Genomic DNA, 25,598 nt, shown 5'->3' on the forward strand with positions numbered 1-25,598 from the left:
AATGAAAATTATCATTGTAGGTGGAGTCGCAGGCGGGATGTCGGCAGCGACACGATTGCGGCGGTTAATGGAGGACGCAGAGATTATTGTGTTGGAGAAAGGCCCGTTCGTTTCCTTTGCTAATTGCGGCTTACCTTATTATGTTTCTGGTGAAATACCCCAGCGGGATGCGTTGCTTGTTCAAACACCGGCCTCGCTGCAAGCTCGTTTTAATTTAGATGTCCGCCCGATTCATGAGGTTACAAAAATTTCCCCAGCGACTAAATCAGTTACGATCAAAAATCAGCAAGGGACTGTTGAAGAAAGCTACGATAAATTGATCTTGTCACCGGGTGCCAAGCCTTTGATTCCTGAAATGGCAGGTTTACTAGCAGCTGACAACGTTTATAGCTTAAGAAATGTTCCTGATTTGGACAAAATCATGGAGGCATTGGAGAAGGAGCCTAAACAAGCGACAGTCATTGGTGCTGGTTTCATTGGGCTTGAAATGGCAGAAAATTTGAAAACTCGCGGGTTAGACGTCACGATCATTGAAAAAGCCCCTCAAGTGTTACCACCACTAGATGAAGAGATGGCGGCCTTTGTGGAAAATGAATTGAAGGCGAAAGGCATCCGAGTAATCACCGGAGAGTCTGCTCAGGAATTGATCGAAGCGGTTAAAAAAATTATTTTAACCAATGGGGAAGAAATTTCTTCTGACCTAACGATTCTTTCTGTCGGTGTTCGGCCAGAAAATACTCTGGCTGTTGAAGCGGGGATCGAGGTTGGCTTAGGCGGGGGAATTTTAGTCGATGAAAACTATCAGACGAGTGTTTCCGATATTTTTGCCGTGGGAGACGCAATCGTCGTCAAACAGCAAATTACTTGTAAAGATGCATTGATCTCGCTAGCTTCCCCCGCCAATCGACAAGGTCGTCAAGTAGCAGATGTGATTGCAGGATTAAAACGGAAAAATCGTGGCAGCATCGGTACCGCGATTGTCCGAGTATTTGATTTGGCTGCTGCTTCAACTGGACTCAATGAACGAGTGGCCAAACAAGCGGGACTGGATGTCCAAGTCATTCATGTCTTAGGCAAAGACCATGCCGGCTATTATCCCGGGGCCAGTGAAGTTACCTTAAAATTAGTTTTCGACCCTACAACAGGAACCATTTACGGCGCGCAAGGTGTCGGTGCCAATGGGATCGACAAACGAATCGATATTTTAGCTACAGCAATCAAAGGTGGCTTGACGATCTTTGATCTGCCAGAATTAGAATTTACTTATGCCCCACCTTTTGGATCCGCTAAAGACCCGGTTAATTTGTTAGGCTACGGGGCAATCAATCTAGCAGAAGGTATCAGCGAATCGATTCAATGGTACCAACTAAAAGCAGAACAGGAAAAAGGGCGACAATTAATTGATGTCCGGAACCCTGATGAGTTAGCGAAGGGACGCTTTCCTAATGCCATCAATCTTCCTTTGAATCAACTTCGGGAACGGATGAATGAATTGGATCCAGCAAAGGAATATATTGTGAGCTGTCACAGCGGCCTTCGTAGCTATGTCGCCGAACGTATGCTGAAACAAAACGGATTCAACGTAAAAAATTTAGACGGTGCCTTTGCTTTATATAAAACCGTTCGACCAGAGGAGCTAATTTATGACTAAGACAATTGCAATGTCCGCTTTTTATCCATTAAGTCAAAAAGAACAACTAAGGATTCTCGATGTTCGAGAGCCGGAAGAATTTTCCTCCGGTCATGTCCCGACAGCGGAAAATTTCCCGTTAAGTCAGTTAGGTGAACACAGCCAGCGGCTTGATCAGACAAAAGAATACTATGTTATTTGCCAATCAGGGGCTCGTTCAGCTAGGGCTTGTGCTTTTCTAGCTGCCCAAGGCTACGATGTAACCAATGTCGAAGGTGGAACTTCTGCTTGGCCAGGTGAATTAGATTAATTTTTAAAGGTACTCGCATAGCTCGAGTACCTTTTTTTAGTAAAAAAGGTAGGAGTCCATGGTACTATAGGAGTATCAGTAAATCCTGAAGGGAGTAGTCAGAATGATTGAATTAAAAGCGTTAGCGAATCAAATCGATCATACATTATTACGAGCAGATGCGACTGAAAATGAATTTCGCCAGTTGTGCCAAGAGGCGGATGACTATGGCTTTAAAATGGTAGCGATCAATTCGTTTCCCGTAAAGCAGTGCCGAGAATTTTTACAAGACAGCCCAGTTCATGTAGGAGCGGCGATTGGATTTCCACTAGGACAAACAACGATTGCAACGAAAGTTTTTGAGGTCCAAGACGCAATTAAAAATGGTGCGGATGAAATTGACTACGTGATTAATATTGGCAAATTAAAAGCCGGCGATAGTGAGTATATAAAAGAAGAAATGTCCGCGATTGTCAAAGCTTCGCGCGAAGGCGGCATCCTCAGTAAGGTGATTTTAGAAAATTGCTATTTAACGGATGAAGAAAAAGTCACTGTTTGCGAGATTGCTCGAGCAGTCAAACCAGATTTTGTCAAAACCTCGACCGGCTTTGGAACTGGTGGGGCGACACTAGCAGATGTGGCACTAATGAAAAAAGTTGTCGGTGAAGAAGTGAAAGTCAAAGCGGCCGGAGGCATTCGTGATCTGACGACGGCACTAGCAATGATCGAAGCCGGAGCCCAGCGTCTTGGCACCAGCTCGGGGATCAAGATTATTGAAGAGTACAAAGAACGTTTCGTCTAGTAAAAAAACGTCTGCTTGAACCTTCAAGCAGGCGTTTGATTAATAAAAAAGTGTTCCAACAAAATAAAGCAGCGGATAAAGCACCATGATCGCTGACATGGCCTTCAACACAATGGGGAAGGTTGTTTTTTTGTCTTGCAAGGCTCGATATTTTTTAAGGCTTTGCCAATTTTTTGGAAAAAGCAACAGTAAAAACAGAATAGTCCACGGAGCGAGGCCAGCGAATACTAAAACAGCTAACCAAATGAAGCTGAAGACATAAACACCCAATAAGACCTTGACGGCTAAGGGTTTCCCTAAGTAGTAAACGAGCGTTTTCCGATGATTTTCAATGTCTTCTTCCAAGTCACAAGTGTTATTTGCCAATAAATTATTGAACATCATCAAGACGAGCGGCAGGCTGATCAGAAAGACTTTGCCGACCATCGCAGCTGTCACGACCTGATGTTGATAAACGGCAAGATAGTAACTGACAACGGTAATAAAAAAGCCGCTGGCGGTCCCGGTTAAAGCTTCAGCGATGGGCAAACTATTCAGCGGTCGTCGTCCATAGGAATAGAACAATCCGATATAAAATCCAATCACCCCTAGAATGCCAATCACCCAATTCGTCCGCCAAACTAAAAGCAATCCCAATAAAAAGGAAACAACTAAATTAGCTAAATAAAAATTACGGACAAAACGTAGGTCCAAATGATCTCGTCCAATGATGTTTGTCTGTTGTTTGTAGTTATCATCCGAAGCATTTTGATAATCCATGTAGTGATTGAAGACATTCACGGTAATATGAAACATCACGATAATCAAAATAAATAGAAAAAATTCCGGGCTGGGGCGGCTGTTAAATTGAAATTTCGCGATCCCATAGCCTAGTAAAATAATAAAAAGATTCAAGGGAGCGGTATAAATTTCAGACAGTTCCCAAAATTGCTTGAAGGTTAATTGCTTCACAGTGATTCTCCTTTAATTTCCTGATAATTTTCAAAAACTTTTTAACGCTCTGCTGACACTAGCAACAAAAATTTGTTCTAATGATTCGATTTGATCCTTAATCAAGTTATCGAGGATTGCATCATTTGTCCACTAATATGTTCATCAGAAAAATAGAAACGGAGAATCACCGTAGCGAATGTTCGCGTTTTGACGATTTCCAACATTATTGTTTACTTATTATCATGTTTATTATATGATTATCCTCGTTGTTTGAAAAAACATGCAATTATTTTACGAACATTATTTCGATTGTAGGGGGATCATTCATGAAACGGAAATTAAATTCCTATTTTGAACTTGAAAAATTAAATACAACAGTAAAAAGAGAAATATTGGCGGGCTTTACAACCTTTATTTCGATGGCTTATATTCTATTCGTCAATCCTAGCGTACTTGGCGCCTCAGGAATGAATGAAGGTGCAGTCTTTACCGCGACGGCTTTAGCCAGTGCCTTAGGCTGCATTTTGATGGGTGTCTTGGCTCGCTATCCCATCGCAACCGCACCTGCTTTAGGGATTAACGCCTTCTTCGCATACTCAGTCTGTATCGGAATGGGGATTCGTTGGGAAACGGCATTAGCTGGAGTCTTTGTTGCTTCACTAATCTTTATCCTGATCACGATTTTTAAACTTAGGGAAATGATCATTGATGCGATTCCTTCTGATTTAAAATATGCGATTTCTGGTGGGATTGGTTTATTTATTGCTTTCTTAGGTTTAAGTGAAGGTGGCATCATTGTTGCCAATAAATCGACGCTAGTTGGCTTGGGATCTATGAGCGTGGGAACGACATGGCTGACTGTTTTTGGTTTGATCGTGACCGCGATCTTGATGGTACGTCGTGTACCTGGTGGAATCTTTATTGGCATGGTGGCTACGACCTTATTAGGATTAGCAACTGGTTTGATTCATGCGCCGACTCAAATCGTTTCAGCGGCACCAAGCTTAAAACCGACTTTTTTAGTGGCCTTGAAGCATGTAAAAGATATTAATACATTGCAACTTTGGGTTGTTGTCTTGACATTCTTGCTGGTTACTTTTTTTGATACAGCAGGGACTTTAGTAGGATTAGCCAATCAAGCTGGATTTATGAAGGATAATAAAATGCCGCGGGTCGGAAAAGCGTTAGCATCTGACTCTACCGCGATGTTAGCGGGCTCATTATTAGGAACTTCACCTGTTGGAGCCTATGTTGAATCCTCAGCAGGAATTGCTGTCGGTGGTCGTTCTGGCTTAACGGCAATTACCACCGGTATTTTCTTTATCTTTGGATTGTTCTTTTCTCCGCTATTATCCGTCGTAACTTCACAGGTTACCGCACCAGCATTGATCGTCGTGGGTGTGTTAATGGCACAATCATTGCGTCAAATCAAGTGGGATCAGTTAGAGATCGCGATCCCATCCTTCTTGATTTTAATCGGTATGCCATTGACCTATAGTATTTCTGATGGAATCGCATTAGGCTTCATTTTCTATCCAATTACCATGATCGCGGCCAAACGTGGAAAGGAAGTTTCACCGATCATGTATGCACTATTTTTCGTCTTTATTGGTTTTATGTGGATCTTGAATGTAAAATAGAAGAAACTGCTTCGCTCTGTCTGGTTCAGAACGAGGCAGTTTTTTTGTATTAAAAAAGTTTCGGTAAATATTGATGAGCGGTTATTATATTTGTAGCTATAAAGTAATTTTTAAGCAAAATAAAAAATATAAAAAGCAATTTAGGATAAAGTTTGACCTGCAAATAACATTATAATATAATTATTTTAATTAAAAAAATAATTATATTTCGGACGTATTCTATAAAAATGACTGTCTTAGTGTTAAGGCTGCATAATTTTAGTTACTGTTCTGAAAAAGAGACCAAATAGAAATTTGAAGCTATCGAAAGGAGCATATCATGCAATTATTACTTTTGACCAAAGTCCCTTTATATGAAGAAAACTTCGAACGTCAACTGAAGCAGTTAGGACATGAAGTGTATTGTTCCAGTAGTATGATTACTTTGATTCGGAATAAATCATACAGTGAGGATTTTCTTTATCAATTTGAAGCGATTATTTTTAGTGAGACACTTTACGATAAGGAAACAGAGGAGCTGATCACGCTGTTGCCTCAGGGAAATTTTAAGATTTTTCGTCGCTCAAGTGAGATTAGTTGTCAAGATTCTGAGACTATTTTTGATGGCTGGATTCCTGTCGAAGGGAACTTGGAGCGAATGCGTGAAGTCTTATTAGCAGCAGAGCTTTCTCGTATTGTGTTGAAGGACGTAGAACGCGTTCACCAAATTACGGTAAAACAAAAGTTATCCGAGTTGAATTTGAAATTGAAGCAAAAAGAAATTGTCTACTATTTGATCAAGTCTGGTGATCGAACAGTTTCAAGAGAGGAAATTAGCCGCCAAATTTGGGAGAAAGATCCAACGAAATCCGTTTTAGCGAGCTTGTCTAAAGTAGTTTCAAAAGTAAATGAGAAGCTAAAACCTGTATTAGGCGATGAAGCCATCCAAACTGTTTGGGGACAAGGTTATCGTTTGAATAAAAGAATTTTCGATTATTTAGAGGAAGATATTGTCGAAACGGAAGTTTCTTTGTATTAGAGTCAAGAAAGCTTTTTAAAAAAGTAAATCATTCTTAGAGAGAACCACTTCATTAAACTTAAGTTTAATGAAGTGGTTCTTTTAAATCTAACGAGCGAACATAGATTAGATTTGGTGGAGAGAAGAATTTCATATTAATACAGCATTATTAAGTCATTGCTTCGGCTGATCCATTCATAAGAATCATTGTAGAGCTTTCTATAGATTAGCGGTCCGGCAGAAATGCCAAAGAATCTATGAGGATTTTAGAAAAAGAGAATGATTCTTATTAAAGATTAAAAGAATGGGAAAAGTATCATATCAAGGGTTTTGGCATTTTATTTCATTCCTAGTTTATAATCCTTACCACGATTATAAATAAGCATGGGTTAATTGGAATTGCTTTAAATAGCAACAAAAAAATTGTAGGTAGAAAAATAACCAGATTTTCAAAAAATGGAAAAATCAAACAATTAATAAAGATTAGAAAAAATGAATAAATATTCTTTTTCTGAACTTGATACATAATATCTTTATAATTATTATTTTTTAAGTAAAAATATATTAACATTTCTTTACTCAAGGAATTTTTTAACATAGAAATGATCCTTAATTTAAGGTAAAAACTCTATTTACCTTTATGGACAGAAGAAAATACTCAACAATTATTTAAAGATAATTATTATTATGTGGGGTTTTTTCACGATTACTTCTCCAAAAATGCAAGAAAGAATGCTCGATATTTCTTAAACTGAATTTTATGTATTTTTAATGGTAAAAAGATTAGAAATTTCGTAGAGCAAAAAACATTTTAAAAAAAAGGTTTCTTTAAAAATTAATATGCTGTTGATTTATTATAAAAAATATTTTATAATTTTTTTAAAATAGATGTATAATAAAACATAAATATCATTTATTTGAAATAAAAATAATTATTATGCTTTTTGGGTTAAAGTGCAACCGTATTTTTTTTAACCGATTAGATAACCGTGGTTATTGAAATGGGTTTCTATACGCTGATCGAATATTCTCAATAACCTCTCGATCCAAATATCGAAAAAAATTTCTAATTTTTGATTATATAGAAGCTTTTAAGATGGAGATCTATTTTTATAGTGAGACTGATTCTGTTCTATAAACAAGAAGGGCTAGCAAAGATAGTCTGAAAATTGGTCGATAATAAGTGAGAAGATAAGTTTTCCTACTATAGAATATCTCAGAGCAGTTCCTATTATTTTACTGATAGATAGCTAAAAAATATACATAATAACAGAGAAATTGTAATGGGAAATTAGGATGAAATGAGGAAGAAGAATTGAAGGATTTGAACATCTCTAAATTAAAAGAACAGTCAATCCAACAATTAAATGGAAAAGTTGAGTCATTAGAAATAGAGAATGAACAACTAACTGATGAAGTAGAGCGATTGGTCGGAATTAGAGGCGCGTTAGAAGAGCTAGTTTCTGCTTATCGTAATCATTGTAAAACGCTGACAAGGCAGTTAGAAGCAATGAATGAACGAGTTTTAATGGATAAAGTCGTTTATCACAACAAGGATAGTTTGGAAAGGCGCAGCTTTATTCTGAAGCAGCCAAAAACATTTATATGTAATACTGAACAGGATAGCTTACAAGAAAAGTACGATCAGCTTTTAGAACAATATATGTACTTACAGGAGAGAAACGAGGAATTGTTCAATTACGTATTTTTAAAAGAAGAGCGGGCTGCACTAGAGTTATTTATTTGCGAGGATGCCGCTGATACGCTATTGGAAGCGACGACTTTGAGTCGCAGGATTATCCAAAGTGTGGAAGAAAAAGCTCAAACAATTGGATTGAATTTGAAAAATCAATTGATGGAAGCCGTTGAGGTAAAGAAGGATTTGCCTCAGGAAGTCGTAAACGAGATAAAGAACGGTATTCGTTCTTTAGAGATAGATCAATGATAGGGGTACCATTGATGGTTGAAAAAGTGAGTGAAAAGGGAAGATGGGAGTGATGAAAGATGAAAAAAGTGATTATTCTGACCAGAAATATTATTATCGAGCAAGATTTTCAGAATGAATTGCAACGACTGGATTACGAAGTTTTTGTCTTAAAAGAATTTTTTGATGTTGATAAGCCGCAGTATTTTGAGGATATCTTATCTCTTTTTGATATTGTCATTTTTAGTGAAACGTTGACGAATCAGGAATTTACTGATATTTTACCGATCGTACTTGAAAAGGATTTACACTATTTGAGAAGGACGGATGAACCAGTACCGAATATTGATGACAATCATTGTTTGTCGATTGATTGTACCTTGACTGAGTTGCGCGAGTTTTTATTGTTAAGTGATAAACGCGAAGGGCAGGCAGAAACGATTTCCAAAGGATTGGTTCGTCAATCGGAACAGAAGAAACAAGACTTGGTACTTTTTTACAGTTCGTTAAATAATATCGAGAAGAAAATTATCTCGGCGCTTGCTGAAGGCAGCGGTAAAATTATTTCCAGAGACGAGCTATGTAACAAGGTGTGGAATAATGAAGTGAGTAAGTCCCGCCTCGTACAGATGTCAACGGCTGTAGGGAATATTCGTAAGAAAATCGCTCATGCTCATATTGATAATGTGCGAATCATTACGTACTGGGGAAATGGGTATCGGCTGCACGATGTTCCCAATGGCTTAATGAATGATCATATTCAGGAATATAGTGTATAAAATAAAAAGGCTTTGGTCTTCTCCAAAATTGGAGAGAACCAAAGCCTTTTTGTTTTAGCGAACATAACTCATTCGATGAGTGCCAATAATAATTCTTTATTTTTTTAAAGTCGCATCCTTCAATTTAAAAAAGTAAGGAAAAAAACTTTCTACCTGCTGGCTATACTAATTCGTGTAAGAAAGAAGGTGCTAAGAAATGTTTAGTCAGTGTGTATCAATGTCTTTTCCCTGAAGCTAGTCAACGATAATCAGGTAAAAAAAGGGAAAGAAGCGGTTCTATGAATCAAAAAAAATTAACTTTATTTGGCTTTTTTGCATTGACGGCCTCGATGGTTTTAACCGTTTATGAATATCCAACGTTTGCAACTTCAAAGCTGCACCTAGTGTTCTTTTTATTACTAGGCGGAATCTTATGGTTTTTACCTGTAGCTTTATGTGCGGCTGAGATGTCTACGGTAGAAGGCTGGCAGAATGGCGGTATCTTTAGCTGGGTCAGTCAAACATTAGGCGAACGTTTTGGATTTGCGGCCATCTTTTTTCAATGGTTTCAAATTACGGTAGGTTTCGTTACGATGATCTATTTCATTCTAGGGGCATTATCGTATGTATTGAATCTTCAAGCGTTAAATACTGATCCTTTAATGAAATATATCGGTCTCTTAATCATTTTTTGGGGACTGACCTTTTCACAATTAGGCGGAACACAGCGGACAGCAAAAATTGCAAAAGCTGGATTTGTGATTGGGATTCTTATTCCATCTGTAATTTTATTTGGATTAGCGGCAGCGTATTTCATCGGCGGCAATCCAATAGAGATCGCTATTAGTAAAAAAGCATTTATTCCAGATTTTTCACAAGTATCGACACTCGTAGTTTTTGTGTCATTTATCTTGGCTTACATGGGAGTTGAAGCATCAGCTTCTCATATTAATGAACTGGAAAATCCAAAGAAAAACTATCCGTTAGCAATGATTCTATTGGTTATTTTAGCGATTGCCTTAGATGCGATTGGTGGTTTTTCAGTTGCAGCAGTGATTCCCCAAAATGAATTATCTTTAAGCGCTGGAGTGATCCAAACGTTCCAATTATTGATTTTACATTTTAACAGTCATTTAGGTTGGCTGGTGAAAGTTATCGCGTTGATGATTGCTTTTGGCGTAATGGGGGAAGTAAGTTCTTGGGTAGTTGGCCCTTCTCGCGGAATGTTTGCGGCAGCGCAACGGGGGCTATTGCCTAACTTCTTACGTAAAACCAATACGCATGGTGTGCCAGTACCGTTAATTATGATTCAAGGAGTGATCGTAACGATTTGGGGTGCAGTACTGACCTTCGGTGGTGGCGGAAATAATTTATCCTTTTTAGTCGCTATCTCATTGACTGTAGTTATCTATTTAGTTGGGTACTTATTATTCTTTATCGGGTATTTCGTACTATTGTATAAAAAGAAAAACTTGGAACGTTCTTATAACGTGCCGGGAAAAACAATCGGAAAGACAATCATTGCTGGTGTCGGACTACTATTATCAGTTTTTGCTTTGTTGATTTCTTTTGTTCCCCCAGCATCGATTGCAAAGAGTGAGGACCGTACCTACCAAATCATACTATTGATCAGTTTTGTAATCACAGTGATTTTACCGTTTATTATTTATGAGCTGCATGACAAGCAAGGTCATAAAAAGTTGGAAGAGCCCGTTCATATGAAAGCAGGAGATATGAATCCAGCGGTTTATCCGGCAGCTCGTGGTGAACATGAAATCGTCCAAAAAGAAGAACATACATTGAAACATTAATTAAGACAAAAGGATTTTTAGGAGGATATAGATATGTTATATGGAAAAGAAAATCGTGATGAAGCAGAATATTTAGAACCAATTTTTGGATCAGAAAGTGAACGAGTCGATTTACCTAAATATAAATTGAACCAAGAATCTATTGAGCCGCGTGTAGCCTATCAATTGGTACAAGACGAAATGTTAGATGAAGGGAATGCCCGTTTAAACTTAGCCACTTTCTGCCAAACGTATATGGAACCAGAAGCGGTTAAGTTGATGAGTCAGACACTAGAAAAAAATGCTATTGATAAATCAGAATATCCTCGTACGACAGAGATAGAAAATCGTTGTGTGAACATGATTGCTGATCTATGGCATGCTAGTGAGCATGAAAAATTTATGGGAACATCAACCATTGGTTCCTCCGAAGCCTGTATGTTAGGCGGGATGGCGATGAAATTTGCGTGGCGAAAACGGGCAGAAAAGTTAGGGTTGGATCTTAATGCGAAAAAACCAAATTTGGTGATCTCATCTGGCTATCAAGTCTGCTGGGAAAAATTCTGTGTTTATTGGGATGTTGAAATGCGCGAAGTACCGTTAGATCAAGAACATATGTCGATCAATTTGGACAAGGTAATGGATTATGTTGATGAATATACGATCGGAATCGTTGGGATCATGGGTATCACTTATACAGGTCGCTATGATGATATTAAAGGATTAGATAATCTAGTTGAAGAATATAACAAGCAGACGGATTATAAGGTTTATATCCATGTTGATGCGGCATCAGGTGGTTTCTATGCTCCTTTCACTGAACCTGATCTAGTTTGGGATTTCCGCTTGAAAAATGTTATTTCAATTAATTCTTCTGGTCATAAATATGGATTGGTTTATCCTGGTGTGGGTTGGGTACTATGGCGTGATCAACAATATTTACCTAAAGAATTAATCTTCAAAGTCAGCTATCTAGGCGGTGAACTACCAACAATGGCGATTAATTTTTCTCATAGTGCAGCCCAATTAATCGGCCAATATTATAATTTTGTACGTTATGGATTTGATGGCTATAAAGCCATTCATGAACGTACACATAACGTAGCGCTATATTTGGCAAAGGCGATCGAAGAAACAGGTTTATTTGAAATCGTGAATGACGGGTCTCAATTACCGATTGTCTGCTACAAATTGAAAGAAGATGCAACTCGTGAATGGAACCTGTATGATTTGGCAGATCGTCTCTTAATGAAGGGATGGCAAGTTCCTGCTTACCCACTTCCTAAGAACTTGGATCAAGAAATCATTCAACGGCTGGTCATTCGAGCTGATTTTGGTATGAACATGGCGTGTGATTACGTTCAAGATATGCAAGAAGCAATTGAAGCATTAAATAAAGCGCATGTTGTCTACCATGAAAAAACTGAAATCAAGACATATGGATTTACTCATTAATAAAGTAAGAGAGCTGGGATATTAACATAATCCCAGCTCTTATTTATGGATAAACGGTCGTCTAGAAGTGGTTTCTTCGGAGATTCCGTCTTACTTTTCGGAACTGAACACTTCTGTCCCAACCTCGTTTTCAGTCGGATGCATAAGCTGATTGATCTTAAGACACGTTTCGTCGATTGTTTGGAGCGAAACAGGGAAAATCAATGTATTTTCACTACCTAAATTTTGTTGGTAAAGGGCGGTATCACAAACAATAATACGTCTTGAACAAAAGAATACATCGTCGACTACGTCATTTAAGGTGTGATAAATCATATTGCTAATGACAAAATGCCGTTCGTCTAGCAAATCACTTAGATGCTTCTGATAATATAAAAAATTGAAGTCAGATGGCGTGACGATATATAATTCGATTTTTTGGTTGAAGCTGTTTTTCCGTAATAGATCAAGGATCAGTGTCATTTTACAAACGAGGTTTTCGTTCCATTGAATGCTAGTGCAACAAGTGTCTGACCACTGATTCAAGACATGTTTAATTTCTTGATAGGTTTGTAGTTGATGCCTATCTTTCAGATAGATTAAATCTGGTTGGAATAATTGCAAATTAGCCCAAGTGGAGCGAATAAAGGGCAAAAAAGCCTTTTTTAGTAGCAGCTCATTTTCTGCTGGGATTTCTAAGGAGGAACGGAGCTGTTGAAGCAACCGCTCGATTTCAGGATAGCGCTTGATATGATTTTGGTACACAACTTCAAAATCCTTCTGAAGCAACTCGTAATTATTGCAGGTATAATTTCGTGCATTGAAGAGTGAATAGATAAAATACAGTTCCTCTTCGTTTGTAAAAATAGACGAAGTTAACTTTTTCACGCCGGTTTGCAATAGCGCAAATAGCGGTGTTTGCTGAGCCATCTGCTTTTCTTCTTCAGAAAAGTGAATGGCAAAGCACCGTGCGCGCTGGCTACTTAGTAAGATGCCGGAAATGATAATCTCTCGCTCATTTTCAGGATATGCTCGAGCAAAAAAATGTTCTTCTACGTAAGTAATCAATTCCTCTGCGGCGGTCGCAATCATTTTGTTAAAGGGAATCGCTGAAGCATCGCCGGTGTATCGTGAAATCGCTAATAGCAAGTAGCGAATGTCTTTTTCAGGAAAATCAATGGCGTGAGAAGAGTAAGGATACCCCAGCTCCTTTGCGAAAGTAAAAATATCTTTCCGAATTTGATAAATTTTACTAGTAGAAAGAAATTCTTTTTCTGCAATTTCCGCCCAATGTGTATTCCCCTTCAAGTATTCGTTTAATACCCGTAAAAAATCTGAGCGCCGATAAATTCGCTGGGATAGTTCTAACAAGGAATAGGTGGAGTCAAAAGCGATAAAACAGGTGTCTCTTGTTCGCTCAAACGTAGCGATTTCCTGTCCGAAAGTTTCCTTTAGTAGGTCTAGGTCATTGTTGATAGTAACGGTACAAGCGTTTAATCGTTCGGCCATTAATTGGATCGAGATTCTTTTTTTCTGATACAACTGTTGGCAGAGATAGACTTGGCGAAAAATATTTTTTTCAATATACCTTTTTAACATAAAGAGCCTCCCGAGTGGACAAATACATATGATTGATATTGTATACCAATTTAATCCATTTAGATATTTTTATTGTTAATATCTCGTCATTTTTTTAGAGATAGAAATAAAATAATTAAGATTAGTCGATCCCATTGACTGAATCGATATATATTCAATAATTTAAATTATTTTTAGGTAATAATCATTATTGAGAATAAAGCTCTTTATATCAAAGTGTTTTACTAGCAACGCTTTTTTAACCGTCTATTGAATAACAATATATTTGCATTCTTAGTGAATTAGAAGGAAGCACTAGAATAATGAGATTAAATTTTCTTAAATCTTTTTTTCTTTTTATGAGAGTTTATGGCTTAGAGGATTCACAAACCATTCTGTATCAGTCATCTGTTTTTCAGTTTTACTTTCGTTAAGAAAATGTATTTTAATGAGCAAAAGGAACTCTCAAAGATCACCTGTCTTTCTCAATTACATATTCTGTTATAGTGAAGAATATAACAGAATAGAGCTAAAATTAGAATAACCGTCATTATTTTAAAAGGTTTTTCAGCATATAGAGGGTAAAAAAGCCCTTTCTTAAAACTGTTTCCTTTGTTATAATCATTTTAAATTAGCTTGAAACTATTTAACAAAGGAGCGCTCTTATGGAAACTACTACAATCGATAAAACTGTTAAACAAACAAATTCACCTTGGGAAGGCTTTAACGAAGGACGTTGGCAGCATGAGGTTAATACGTTAGATTTTATCAAACGAAACTATACAGAATACAAAGGTGATGACAGCTTTTTAGAAGCCGCTGCGCCAAGCACGGAAAAATTATGGGAAAAACTACAAGAACTATTTGAAGTACAACATAAAAAAAATGGCGTGTACGATATGGATAGTGATGTTCCTGCAACGATTACTTCTCATGCACCAGGCTACTTGATTAAAGAAGAAGAAAAAATTGTTGGTTTACAAACAGATGTACCATTGAAACAAGCATTCATGCCTTTTGGCGGTATCAATATGGCCAACAAAGCATTAGAATCAAATGGCTATGACGTGGACGACGAAATGTCATTCATTTTCAATAAATGGCGCAAAACACACAACCAAGGAGTGTTTGATGCCTATACAGATGAAATGCGTTTAGCGCGTAAAAACAAAATCATTACTGGTTTGCCAGATGCTTACGGCCGCGGTCGGATCATTGGTGACTACCGTCGTGTTGCATTATACGGAATTGATTTCTTAATGAAAGAAAAGAAAAAAGATTGGAAAAATGTCGGTAGTAAAGTTATGACAAACGACGTGATCCAATTACGTGAAGAAGTTTCTGAACAATATCGCGCATTGTTAGACATGAAAGAAATGGCTGCCAGCTACGGTTATGATATTTCAAAACCAGCAGCTAACGCGCAAGAAGCGATTCAATGGTTATACTTTGGTTACCTTGCAGCGATCAAATCGCAAAATGGCGCGGCAATGTCAATCGGCCGGATCTCTGCTTTCTTAGATATTTATATCCAACGGGATTTAAACAATGGTGTAATCACCGAATTTGAAGCACAAGAAATGATCGACCATTTGATCATGAAATTACGGATGGTGAAATTTGCTCGGACACCTGAGTACAACCAATTATTCTCTGGCTACCCAATTTGGGCGACATTGTCATTAGCAGGGATGAATATGGACGGGTCTTCATTAGTAACGAAGAATGATTTCCGAATCTTACACACTTTGACAAACATGGGACCTTCACCAGAACCAAACTTGACGGTTTTATATTCGTCTCATTTACCAGAAGGGTTCCGTACTTATGCGGCTAAAGTTGCAAAGGAAAGCTCTTCGATCCAATTAGAAAATGATGATTTATTACGTCAACACTGGGGCTCAGATGATGCAGCAATCGCTTGCTGTGTGTCTGCAACAGTGATTGGGAAAGACATGCAATTCTTCGGCGCTCGTGCCAACTTAGCTAAAGCGGTGCTCTATGCGATCAATGGTGGCGTTGATGAAATGACTAAGATGCAAGTAGGTCCGCGTTTCCGTCCGTTAGAAGGCGACAGCATTGACTTCAATCAATTTATGGACAGCTACAAGGATGTTTTGGATTGGTTAGCTGAATTATACGTGAATACCTTAAATGTGATTCATTACATGCATGACAAATACGCTTATGAAGCACCACAATTAGCTTTAATGGATACAGACTTGAAACGGACTTTCGCAACTGGGATCGCTGGAATCTCTCACGCGACGGATTCATTGATGGCAATCAAACACGGCAATGTAAAAGTAATCCGTGATGAAAATGGCCTAGCGATTGACTATGTGCCGCAAAATGAATTTCCAACTTACGGAAATGACAACGACGAAGCGGATGAAATGGCGAACTGGATTCTTGAGTACTTCATGACGCAAATCAAACGTCAACATACTTACCGTGAATCAACACCAACCTTGTCATTGTTGACCATTACTTCAAACGTGGTTTATGGTAAAAATACTGGGAATACTCCAGATGGACGTCGTGCTGGGAAGCCGTTGGCACCAGGTGCGAACCCAAGTTATCAAGACGGCAAATTCTTAGGCGAGAAAAATGGCTTGTTGGCTTCATTGAACTCAACAGCGAAATTAAATTATTCTTGTGCACAAGATGGTATCTCTGATACTCAAACCATCAATCCTGGTGCTCTAGGTCGGACAGATGATGAAGCGATGCAAGTGGATAATTTACGTCAAGTTTTAGATGGCTATTTTGACAGAGGTGGTTACCACTTAAACGTCAATGTCTTTGGTCGTGAATTGTTAGAGGAAATGGATAAGGATATCGATAATCCAAAATATGCTAACTTCACAATCCGAGTATCCGGTTATGCGGTGAAATTCCGTGACTTAACAGCGGAGCAACGTCGTGATGTGATTTCACGGACGGACCACACAAAGATGTAATAATCCTTTTAGGATGAAGCAATTTTTAAAAAGCGATTTTGAATCTCATAGCAGATTCAAAATCGCTTTTTTTCACCAAAAATGTTAAATATTATTAATTATTGAGATTTTTAAATAAATGCTTGTTCGTTTTATAATATGAATAATTAATGTTGATAAAGCGGGTGAAAATGGTTGAAGGAGTATGAAAATAAAAGGGTGTTGGTGATTGTTGGAATCGTTGCGGGGGCAATGATGTTTTTTTTATCGATCTATCTGTATTTTGGCTCGCATTTCTTCTTTGGTTCAACCGTGGCAAATGTTGAAGTAGGCGGACTTTCAGTTAGTAAGGCGGCAGCAAAAGTAAAAGCAGAAACTAAACAAGTAGAAATAAAAATGGTTGAGAAAAAACAAAGGAGAAGCATTCAGATCACTGAACCTTATGCAATAACTAATGACTATCTAAAAAAGAATATTCGTAAAGGTCAGCTTAGTCTGCCGATAAAAAAAGACGCGCACGAACGAGTGATTGACGCCGTCAATCAGACAACTTTCCCGGTCGGAAAAATGCCGGGAAACGCGAAAGTCATTTATCAAAATAAACAGTTTGCGATTCAGTCGGAAAAAGAGGGGACCGCCATCGATTCGTCACACATCAAAAAGAAATTATGGAAAGATCTGAAGAACGGTGAATTACAGCCAGAATATAATTTGAGTGACTTTTATCGCAAAGCAGAAGTAACGACCAAAGATTTAAAAAAAGAGAAAGTCCTTCAGAAACTTCAAGCGTTGACTGATCGAAAAATTAACGTAACAGTGAATAAAAAAAAGATTCCTGTGACGGCACCGATATTAGTGGGGCTGACTGATGATCAAGGAAATTTTGATGACGCGCAGATCACTCAATGGGTGGCGAATTTGGAAAAAGAGTATTCAACAATTTATAAAAAGGTAACCTTTACGAATGTTCATGGGCAAACGCTGCGTTATAAAAATGTTGGCAACTACGGTTGGTTTATTGACATCAAGCAATCAGCGAAAAAAATGCGGAAAGAATTGAAACAACCAAAGACTAGTGAGATTTCGCTGGTCATTCAAGGGGAAACGAAAAAGCAGCCTTTACACGTCACTCAGAATTATGTAGAAGTGGACTTAGATAATCAAAAAATGTATTGCTTTAACAAAGGCGAGATGGTGGTTGAGACGGACGTAATTACCGGGCGTTATGCAAAAGGTACCGCTACGGTCCCAGGGTTTCATACGATCATGGACAAACGGCGGAATGTCGATTTAAGCGGCGTTTTAACGACTGGCGATGGGACATACAATGTGCCGGTTGATTATTGGATGCCGCTACTAAGCCATGGTCAGACCATTACGGAAATTGGTCTCCACGACACAGACCACAAGCTGCAATATTTTGGGCAGCCGGGTGCGTTTAAAACGGATTTAGGTAGTTATGGCTGCGTCAACACACCTAAGGTAGAAGTGGCGAAAATCTATAAATATAGTTTTATTGGGATGCCGGTTTTTATTTATGGACATATTTATGATGAAGCACCGGGAGAATTTGATAAGCCGGTGGAATACGGAACGGAGATTTAAAAAAGTTCAACCAGAAAAACGCTCCTAAAACTAGAGAACAGTGGGGGGTTTCTTTGGTTGAACTTTTTTGGCAGAAGTATCTTTAAAATATAATATTATCTTTAATCAGTTCGATATTTTTAACTAATATTTTTCGGTTGTGCATCTTGATCGCACCACAACTTTTTAACTGATTCATGATACGGCTGACACTACTCGCCGCATTGATCCCGCAAAAATGGGCGATATCTTCGTTGGTCACAACAAAATCAATCAAAACACCTTCATGTACTTCAATTCCAAATTTGTCATATAGATCATAGATTTGGGTACAAACGGCTCCAAATTTCCCATTCATCAGCATTTGCTGAGTACGCTTCATGGATTTCATCAACCGTTCACGATAATAGTTTTTAACATAAATTTGCAGATCAAAATTCTGATTGATGTCTTTCCAAAATTCGATACGGTCAATTTGATAAAGCTCTGCTTTGGCTGATTCTACGCGAATATTGAAGGGAGCATCGATAAATTGAGAATATTCGTCCTTTAGTAATGAGACTACTTCGAGATCGTTGATGTACTCTAAATTGAATTCTCTGCCGTCTTTTGAGATGACGCTGGTTTTGATGACACCACTTTTCAAAATGTAGACGTGGTGATCTTGGATTCCTTCATAGAGTAAATATTTTTTGTATTCTTTCGTGACGATAGGGAAATTTTTTTGTGCTAAGTAGTCTGTTAAGGCTAGATTATTCAATTTGTCTGTAGTCCTTCCGTTGTTTGCTGAGAATATCATATCATATGCACCGATTAGTTTTATAAAAAAATATGCATAGAAAAGATATTAACAAATGTTAATGTCTTTTTTTGCTAGGATTTTGCAAAGACTTTTCCTAACATGAAATCTGATTTTTTCTTTTCTTTTTATCCGTATAATCGGTCAGGTAAGTCAAACAAACCAAATAGTCTAGTCGCTAGAACGTTTGGAAATATGAGGAGTGGTTATCTATGAACAAATGGACATACGCAATGATCGAACGGTTGGAATCAGCATATAAGGTTCGGTTTGATAAAGAAGCAGTTTTGATTTTTTTAAATGACGCGTATCAAAATGCCTTGATGTTAAGAAGTGAGGAACTACGAGATCAAAATGATCGATATGACAGTTTTTTGGAAGAGTTTGATCATACCCGGGATTTGTTTGTCAGCCAAGCAGTTGATCGGTATCCGTCGAATTACAATAAAGTCGCAGAAAAAATTTCCGAGCTTAAAAAATTAAGTGAAAGCTTCGCGTATTAGATGAAAGTAGGTAATGAAAATTAAAGGAAAAGAAAAGTTATTCAATCAAGGATTTATTACGATTACATTGATCAATTTTGTTGTTTTTTTAGTTTACTATTGTTTTGTTGTGATTACGGCAAAATATGCAACGCAAAGCTTAGGCGCATCAACGGCTCAAGCTGGTTTTGCAGTCGGGATTTATATCATTGGTACATTGTTGGCACGTCTATACATTGGAAAGAAATTGGAATTATTCGGGCGTCGAGCAGTCTTACGCTATGGCGCGCTGTTTTACCTGATTACAACAGCAGCTTATTTAATCAGCAGTAATATTTTGATTTTAGACGGTGTTCGTTTCTTGAATGGGTTTGGCTACGGGGCGGTTTCTACAGCGGCCAATGCGATTGTTACTGCTTATATTCCTGAAGCTAAGTACGGGGAAGGGATCAATTACTACGGATTAAGTACCAGTTTGGCCGCCGCTATCGGTCCTTTTATCGGGTTGCTGCTGTTGCCATTAGTCGGATTCAAAGCCATCATTATCCTTGCAGTGGTACTTGCCTTTATTACTATGCTGGCCTGTTTTAAATTTGATGTCAGCAACATTGTTTTATCAGAAGAACATCGAGCAAAAGTTAATACCTTTAGTTTAGAAAGTTTTATTGAGTTAAAGGTAGTATTCATTGCTGGGATTGCATTTCTGATTGGGATCGCTTATTCAAGTGTATTGGGCTTTTTGTCGATTTACGCCGATCAATTACACTTAGTGACTACAGGGGCTTTCTTCTTTGTGGTCTATGCGTTGGTAGTAACCTTGACAAGACCGATGTCGGGGAAAATCTTTGATAAACATGGAGAAAATGCGGTCATGTATCCAAGTTTTATCTGTTTAACGATTGGTCTGATTCTTTTGGCTATCGCGACGAATGCGCCGATCCTGCTGGTGGCAGGTGCGTTTATCGGTCTAGGCTATGGAACATTCATGGCTAATGGACAAGCGGTCACTTTAAAACTAGTCGAGAAGGCGCGAATCGGAGTTGCTTTATCCACGTACTTTATCGGTTTGGATCTGGGACTTGGGGTAGGTCCGTATTTCTTAGGTGCCATAAAAGGAATGCTTGGTTCATATCAGCATTTGTATATCTTTTGTGCAGTCATCCCGATAATCGTAGCGGTACTGTACATGATTTTTTATCATCCAGATAAACCGGCAAAAATCCGCGGGGTTAAGAATACTGAAAAGAGTACAAGTGTCGTTGAATAACGATTAGTAATTAAAAACACTGAGACAGGTAGTGAAATTGGACCTGTCTCAGTGTTTTTTTAAATTCTATTCAATTTTTCGTTGATCATTTGTTTCAAACTAAGATTTTCATTTAGCTTCGCGTAATAATCGGCTTGCTTCAACAATTCGATTTGTTCTCTTTGGTCGTCTTGAATGATCGCTTTTTCAAAGTAAAGCTCTTCTAAGCCATCAGTCATGTTGACTTCCAATAACGTTTCAATGCCTTCGTCACAAATAGCACGGGCTTTCTCTTGATTGCCTCGATCAGCGAAAAAGCAAGCGGCTTGATAATAAGATGGGCCTAACTGTTTTTGAGTTTTCATTTCATCCTCCATTTGTTTGGCGCGCTCAAAAAAGATCCGCGCGCGCTTATTTTCTTCATTTGCTTGATAACAAGTGGCTAAGCCTTTCAAAACCATTAGCTCATAGCGTCGTTCATCACGAAAAAGGGTATAGGCTCGTTGGAAATAATGGATGGCTTTTTGTGGGTCTTGGTTGCCAAATAAATTTGCGTAGGCACGGAAATACATTAGATGCCCCACGATACGAGCATTCTGATAGTTTATTTTTTTACCAAAGGTGTCTAATAAATCTAAGACAGCTGAGTATTGCTGGCGTAAATGCAGACCGCGAATAATATCTAATAAAGAATCTTCTACTAAAAGAATGCTTTCTGGGAAAGCTTGTTGATAAGGAATCTCTATTGTTGTGCAAAGATCTAAAATAACCTCCAAAATACCTTCGTTGGTCTCTTCGATCACTTCCAAATCAGTTGGGGAGCAAATCGTTCCAAAGGCGTCTTTATTCAATTTTTCTTTCTCGCGCTTTTGTCTAATAATATACCCGTTAACATCCATAGTGGCCTCCCGTGAATAACGCTTACATATTAATTCTAAATCTTTTATTAGAAAATCACAATAAAAATATTCAAAAAAACGTGTTTTTTTAATTTATTTTACAATATTTCGGGTAATAAAGTAGTTTAATGTTTATTAAATAGGTCTAATTATTTTAAAAAGAAAGTTAAAAATGATTACATTGGAAGATATTTAAAGGATTTTTTCTAATTATAAAGATTCAAACAGGTTATAATAAAAGCTTCTTGCGTTTCGGAGGGATTATGGTAGAATATTAAAAAAATGTGAAGCGAAAGAGTGATTACGATGAGAAAAATGAATGTTGCGATTGTCGGCGCTACCGGTGCTGTAGGAACACAAATGATTAAAATGCTAGAAGACAGTTCATTGCCATTGGGAGTAGTAAAATTCTTAGCTTCCAAGCGTTCAGCAGGGAAGCAACTTTCATTTAAGGGAGAGCCTCAAACGATTGAAGAATTAGTAGCGGATTCTTTTGAAGGAATCGATTTAGCATTGTTTTCAGCCGGCGGCGGGATTTCGGCGAAGTTTGCTCCAGAGGCCGTGGAACGAGGAGCAGTCGTGGTAGACAACACGAGTCATTTTCGGATGGACCCGGAAGTGCCATTGGTAGTCCCTGAGGTCAATCCTGAGGCTTTAAGAGAGCACCACGGAATTATCGCGAATCCGAATTGTTCAACGATTCAAATGATGGTGGCCTTAGAACCGATCCGCCAAGTCTTTGGTTTAAAACGAGTCATTGTTTCCACCTATCAAGCGGTGTCGGGAGCGGGTAATCAAGCGGTAGAAGAATTGAAACAACAGACTCGGGATTATTTAGCAGAGAAACCAGTAAGTGAATGGACAGCAGATATTTTACCGAGCGGTGGAGACAAGAAACATTACCCACTTGCTTTTAACGCGCTGCCACAGATTGATGTCTTTACTGACGCGGGCTACACTAACGAAGAGTGGAAGATGATCAATGAAACGAAGAAAATCATGGCGGATGACGGCATTAAAGTCTCGGCGACTTGCGTTCGGATTCCTGTAATTACGGGACACTCAGAGTCGGTTTACATTAAAACGGAAAAAGCAGCAACGGTAGAAGAAATCAAAGCACTGATCGCTAAGGCACCTGGTGCAGTTCTGGAAGACGATCCGAGTCAGCAAATTTACCCGCAGGCTTTAAATAGTGTCGGAAAAAAAGAAACCTTCGTGGGACGCATTCGCAAAGATCCAGATGAAGAAAAGGGTGTTCATTTGTGGGTGGTCTCTGATAATTTATTAAAAGGCGCTGCTTGGAATTCCTTGCAGATTGCTGAGACGATGCATGCGATGGGTCTATTTGAATAATAAAGTCTGAAAAAGCTTATGACTGGTTCCAGTCATAGGCTTTTTCTTTTGCTTGATTACGGCAGTATACGGTTTTAACTGGGAAAAATAAATTTGATTTTCGTAGCGCATACCATTCCATTAGTTGCAATAAAAACGCGAAGTGGAACGGACAAAAGCTGGATGAGTCCACTATACGTTTCTAGCTGTCTGGTTCCGTGGACTAGCTTTTTCGACAACAAGCAAAACTTTTGTTAAATCTGAGGAACGATTTATCGAAAGTTCCGTCTTGTTGCTCGGAAGCTGAACAAGTCCACTGCACCTTTCTCTTAATCAATGGTTTTTCAGAAAAAATCATGTATAATAGCTTATGAGTATTGGCACAGACCGTACTGATTTCGGGGTCTGAGCACGCTGAGACGAAAGATAAAATAAATAAAAGAGAACTAGAGAGGTGGATATTTTGAGTACAATCAAAATAATTCCTTTCAGCGGTGTACGTGAAAATGGTAAAAACATGTACGCAGTTGAAGTGGATAATGATATTTTTGTCCTCGATTGCGGACTGAAGTATCCAGAAAATGAATTGTTAGGGATCGATGTTGTGATTCCTGATTTTACCTATTTAATTGAAAATGCGGACCGAGTTGCGGGAGTCTTTTTAACTCATGGACATGCAGACGCGATCGGAGCCTTGCCCTATTTGGTATCAGAAGTGGCTGTACCGGTTTTTGGTACGGAGTTAACGATCGAATTGGCGAAATTAAATGTGGATCAAAACGATGAAAGTAAAGGGTTTAAGGACTTCCACGTGATTGATGAGCACACGGAAATTGATTTTGGCACGGCGGTAATCAGCTTCTTCCGGACGACTCACACGATTCCAGATTCAGTGGGGATCAGCTTGAAGACGAATGAAGGAAGTATTGTTTATACGGGTGATTTCAAATTCGATCCAACGGCAATTCCGATGTATGCGACGAACTATCGTCGTTTAGCCGAGATTGGTTCAGAAGGTGTACTAGCCTTACTAAGTTCATCATCAAATGCAGAGAATGCGATTCAAGTTGCTTCTGAGCGGGAAATCGCTGGCGAAGTCTATGACACCATCAATGAATGGAATGGTCGGATCGTCGTCGCTTCTGTCGCCAGTAATTTACAACGGATTCAACAAATCTTGAATGCCGCTGAAAAAGCAGGTCGTAAAGTTGTCTTGACCGGGCAAGACTTGGATCGGATCATCAAAACAGCGATGCGCTTGAATAAATTAGAAGTACCAGAAGATATTTTAGTGACCATCAAGGAAATGAAGAAATATCAGCCAGAAGAATTGATTATATTAGAAACTGGTCGGATGGGTGAACCGATTAAGTCCTTACAAAAAATGGCAAATGGTTCTCATCGCAATGTGAAGATCGAAGATGGGGATTTAGTTTACATCACTACTACTCCAACAATCGCCATGGAAACAACGGTAGCGAAAACGGAAGACATGATCTATCGAGCAGGGGGAATCGTCAAGAGCATCTCTGAAAACTTGCGGGTTTCCGGTCATGCCAATCCGAGAGATTTACAGTTAATGATGAGCTTTATGGCACCGAAATATTTTATTCCGGTCCAAGGAGAATATCGTCAATTAGCGGCTCACGCAAGCTTGGCCAATGAGTTGGGCATACCGTTCAAAGATATTTTTATTACTGGTCGCGGCGATGTGTTGGAATATAAGAATAAGCACATGAGCACCGCTGGCAGTGTTCCAGCTGACAATATCATGATTGATGGGATCGGTGTCGGAGATATTGGTAATATTGTCTTGCGGGATCGCAAGGTCTTATCCGATGACGGGATTTTTGTCATCGTGGTGACAATCGATCGTAGACTGAAAAAAATCGTCTCAGCTCCGCAAATTACTTCACGTGGTTTTGTTTATATCAAGGCTAGCCGTGATTTGATCAAGGAGAGTGCAGAAGCGACAAGTGAGATTGTTGAAAAGCATTTGCATTCCGATGATTTTGAATGGAGCAAATTGAAACAAGATATTCGCGATCATTTGAGTCGTTACTTGTTTGAACAAACGAAACGTCGTCCGGTGATCTTACCGGTGATCATGGAAGCAAATCAGCGCCGTGGTCGTCGTAAATAGACAAAAAGCTCAAACTTCTCAAGTCCACGATGACTTGAGAAGTTTTTTTAATACTTTCCACTCAATTTTTTTGGCAAAAAGGAGTATGATAAAAGGAGAAGAATTGTTAGAGAGGGCTGGTCAAATGTTAGAAAAACCATTAAAGTGTCCAAACTGTGGCACCCATTTTTTTGTTGATGAAGTATTGAACGTTCAAGAGCATCCAAAAGAAGCGATGCCGGTTGAATGTCCTAATTGCCATCACGTTTATGAAACAAGAATTACGAATGGCTATTTCGTGACTTTCGAAGATCGTGAAGATGGAAAATATACAAGAAAAGCGGGAGAGTAATCTCTCGTTTTTTTTTTTTTTGATTTGCTTTTTTTCGAAGGTATCCAGTAAACTAGCTATGGTTC

At 38.5% G+C, this 25,598-nt stretch carries 20 protein-coding genes; 16 read left to right on the top strand and 4 right to left on the bottom strand.

Annotated elements, in window-relative coordinates; translation table 11 throughout:
* The first annotated feature begins 1 nt into the window (after nucleotide 1).
* The 3 genes from IGI54_RS02075 to deoC all read left to right on the top strand — a co-directional run bounded on the left by IGI54_RS02075 (nucleotide 2) and on the right by deoC (nucleotide 2,721).
* Entirely contained in the window at nucleotides 2–1,651 is a 1,650-nt protein-coding gene (locus IGI54_RS02075) for an FAD-dependent oxidoreductase (RefSeq protein WP_430621040.1), read from the top strand.
* Entirely contained in the window at nucleotides 1,644–1,940 is a 297-nt protein-coding gene (locus IGI54_RS02080; protein ID WP_071861512.1) for a rhodanese-like domain-containing protein, read from the top strand. Before IGI54_RS02075 ends, IGI54_RS02080 begins: the two co-directional genes overlap by 8 nt.
* A gap of 103 nt (nucleotides 1,941–2,043) precedes the next feature.
* Nucleotides 2,044–2,721 (top strand): deoxyribose-phosphate aldolase, encoded by a 678-nt coding sequence (deoC, locus tag IGI54_RS02085; protein WP_430621041.1) that lies wholly within the window; start codon nucleotides 2,044–2,046, stop codon nucleotides 2,719–2,721.
* A gap of 39 nt (nucleotides 2,722–2,760) precedes the next feature.
* On the opposite strand, the gene IGI54_RS02090 is transcribed toward deoC, so the two are convergent.
* Nucleotides 2,761–3,672 carry a UbiA family prenyltransferase gene (locus tag IGI54_RS02090; RefSeq protein ID WP_430621042.1) on the bottom strand — a complete coding sequence of 304 codons (912 nt, stop codon included), beginning with the start codon at nucleotides 3,670–3,672 and terminating at the stop codon, nucleotides 2,761–2,763.
* A gap of 308 nt (nucleotides 3,673–3,980) precedes the next feature.
* On the opposite strand from IGI54_RS02090, the gene IGI54_RS02095 reads away from it, so the two are divergent.
* The 6 genes from IGI54_RS02095 to IGI54_RS02120 all read left to right on the top strand — a co-directional run bounded on the left by IGI54_RS02095 (nucleotide 3,981) and on the right by IGI54_RS02120 (nucleotide 12,218).
* Nucleotides 3,981–5,294, top strand: a complete 1,314-nt coding sequence (locus tag IGI54_RS02095; RefSeq protein WP_379946408.1) for an NCS2 family permease — start codon at nucleotides 3,981–3,983, stop codon at nucleotides 5,292–5,294.
* 319 nt (nucleotides 5,295–5,613) lie between these two features.
* Entirely contained in the window at nucleotides 5,614–6,312 is a 699-nt protein-coding gene (locus IGI54_RS02100; protein WP_430621043.1) for a helix-turn-helix domain-containing protein, read from the top strand.
* 1,294 nt (nucleotides 6,313–7,606) lie between these two features.
* Nucleotides 7,607–8,236 carry a hypothetical protein gene (locus IGI54_RS02105; RefSeq protein WP_430621044.1) on the top strand — a complete coding sequence of 210 codons (630 nt, stop codon included), beginning with the start codon at nucleotides 7,607–7,609 and terminating at the stop codon, nucleotides 8,234–8,236.
* 59 nt (nucleotides 8,237–8,295) lie between these two features.
* On the top strand, nucleotides 8,296–8,994 hold the full coding sequence (locus IGI54_RS02110) for a helix-turn-helix domain-containing protein (protein ID WP_071861506.1): 699 nt from the start codon (nucleotides 8,296–8,298) through the stop codon (nucleotides 8,992–8,994).
* A 278-nt stretch (nucleotides 8,995–9,272) separates the two neighbouring features.
* A complete protein-coding gene (gene gadC / locus IGI54_RS02115) occupies nucleotides 9,273–10,784 on the top strand; it encodes a glutamate:gamma-aminobutyrate antiporter (RefSeq protein ID WP_071861505.1) in 1,512 nt (503 codons plus the stop codon).
* Nucleotides 10,785–10,817: 33 nt separating this feature from the next.
* A complete protein-coding gene (locus IGI54_RS02120; protein ID WP_216430876.1) occupies nucleotides 10,818–12,218 on the top strand; it encodes a glutamate decarboxylase in 1,401 nt (466 codons plus the stop codon).
* Nucleotides 12,219–12,308: 90 nt separating this feature from the next.
* Here the strand turns inward: IGI54_RS02120 and IGI54_RS02125 are convergent, their stop codons facing one another.
* A complete protein-coding gene (locus IGI54_RS02125) occupies nucleotides 12,309–13,796 on the bottom strand; it encodes a helix-turn-helix domain-containing protein (protein ID WP_430621045.1) in 1,488 nt (495 codons plus the stop codon).
* Between the two features lie 644 nt (nucleotides 13,797–14,440).
* On the opposite strand from IGI54_RS02125, the gene pflB reads away from it, so the two are divergent.
* Nucleotides 14,441–16,738, top strand: a complete 2,298-nt coding sequence (gene pflB, locus IGI54_RS02130; RefSeq protein WP_246570150.1) for a formate C-acetyltransferase — start codon at nucleotides 14,441–14,443, stop codon at nucleotides 16,736–16,738.
* Nucleotides 16,739–16,912: 174 nt separating this feature from the next.
* A complete protein-coding gene (locus tag IGI54_RS02135; RefSeq protein WP_430621046.1) occupies nucleotides 16,913–18,322 on the top strand; it encodes a L,D-transpeptidase in 1,410 nt (469 codons plus the stop codon).
* Between the two features lie 82 nt (nucleotides 18,323–18,404).
* Here IGI54_RS02135 and IGI54_RS02140 read toward each other — a convergent pair whose 3' ends face one another.
* Nucleotides 18,405–19,100: a Crp/Fnr family transcriptional regulator gene (locus IGI54_RS02140; protein WP_430621047.1), complete on the bottom strand. Its 696-nt coding sequence runs from the start codon at nucleotides 19,098–19,100 to the stop codon at nucleotides 18,405–18,407.
* A gap of 212 nt (nucleotides 19,101–19,312) precedes the next feature.
* Here IGI54_RS02140 and IGI54_RS02145 point away from each other — a divergent pair, with 212 nt between their 5' ends.
* Nucleotides 19,313–19,603 carry a hypothetical protein gene (locus tag IGI54_RS02145; protein ID WP_071861500.1) on the top strand — a complete coding sequence of 97 codons (291 nt, stop codon included), beginning with the start codon at nucleotides 19,313–19,315 and terminating at the stop codon, nucleotides 19,601–19,603.
* Between the two features lie 13 nt (nucleotides 19,604–19,616).
* A complete protein-coding gene (locus tag IGI54_RS02150; RefSeq protein ID WP_430621048.1) occupies nucleotides 19,617–20,849 on the top strand; it encodes an MFS transporter in 1,233 nt (410 codons plus the stop codon).
* A 59-nt stretch (nucleotides 20,850–20,908) separates the two neighbouring features.
* Here the strand turns inward: IGI54_RS02150 and IGI54_RS02155 are convergent, their stop codons facing one another.
* Nucleotides 20,909–21,727, bottom strand: a complete 819-nt coding sequence (locus tag IGI54_RS02155; protein WP_430621049.1) for a tetratricopeptide repeat protein — start codon at nucleotides 21,725–21,727, stop codon at nucleotides 20,909–20,911.
* A 306-nt stretch (nucleotides 21,728–22,033) separates the two neighbouring features.
* Between IGI54_RS02155 and IGI54_RS02160 the strand changes: the two genes are divergently transcribed.
* From IGI54_RS02160 to IGI54_RS02170, 3 genes are all read left to right on the top strand, one after another.
* Nucleotides 22,034–23,080, top strand: a complete 1,047-nt coding sequence (locus IGI54_RS02160; RefSeq protein ID WP_430621050.1) for an aspartate-semialdehyde dehydrogenase — start codon at nucleotides 22,034–22,036, stop codon at nucleotides 23,078–23,080.
* 442 nt (nucleotides 23,081–23,522) lie between these two features.
* Nucleotides 23,523–25,202, top strand: coding sequence for a ribonuclease J (locus tag IGI54_RS02165; RefSeq protein WP_216430880.1), 1,680 nt, complete (start codon nucleotides 23,523–23,525; stop codon nucleotides 25,200–25,202).
* A 124-nt stretch (nucleotides 25,203–25,326) separates the two neighbouring features.
* A complete protein-coding gene (locus IGI54_RS02170; RefSeq protein WP_430621051.1) occupies nucleotides 25,327–25,533 on the top strand; it encodes an MJ0042-type zinc finger domain-containing protein in 207 nt (68 codons plus the stop codon).
* Nucleotides 25,534–25,598: the final 65 nt, after the last annotated feature.

This window comes from Enterococcus sp. DIV0800, assembly GCF_050559735.1.
Classification (GTDB): Bacteria; Bacillota; Bacilli; order Lactobacillales; family Enterococcaceae; genus Enterococcus_A; species Enterococcus_A devriesei.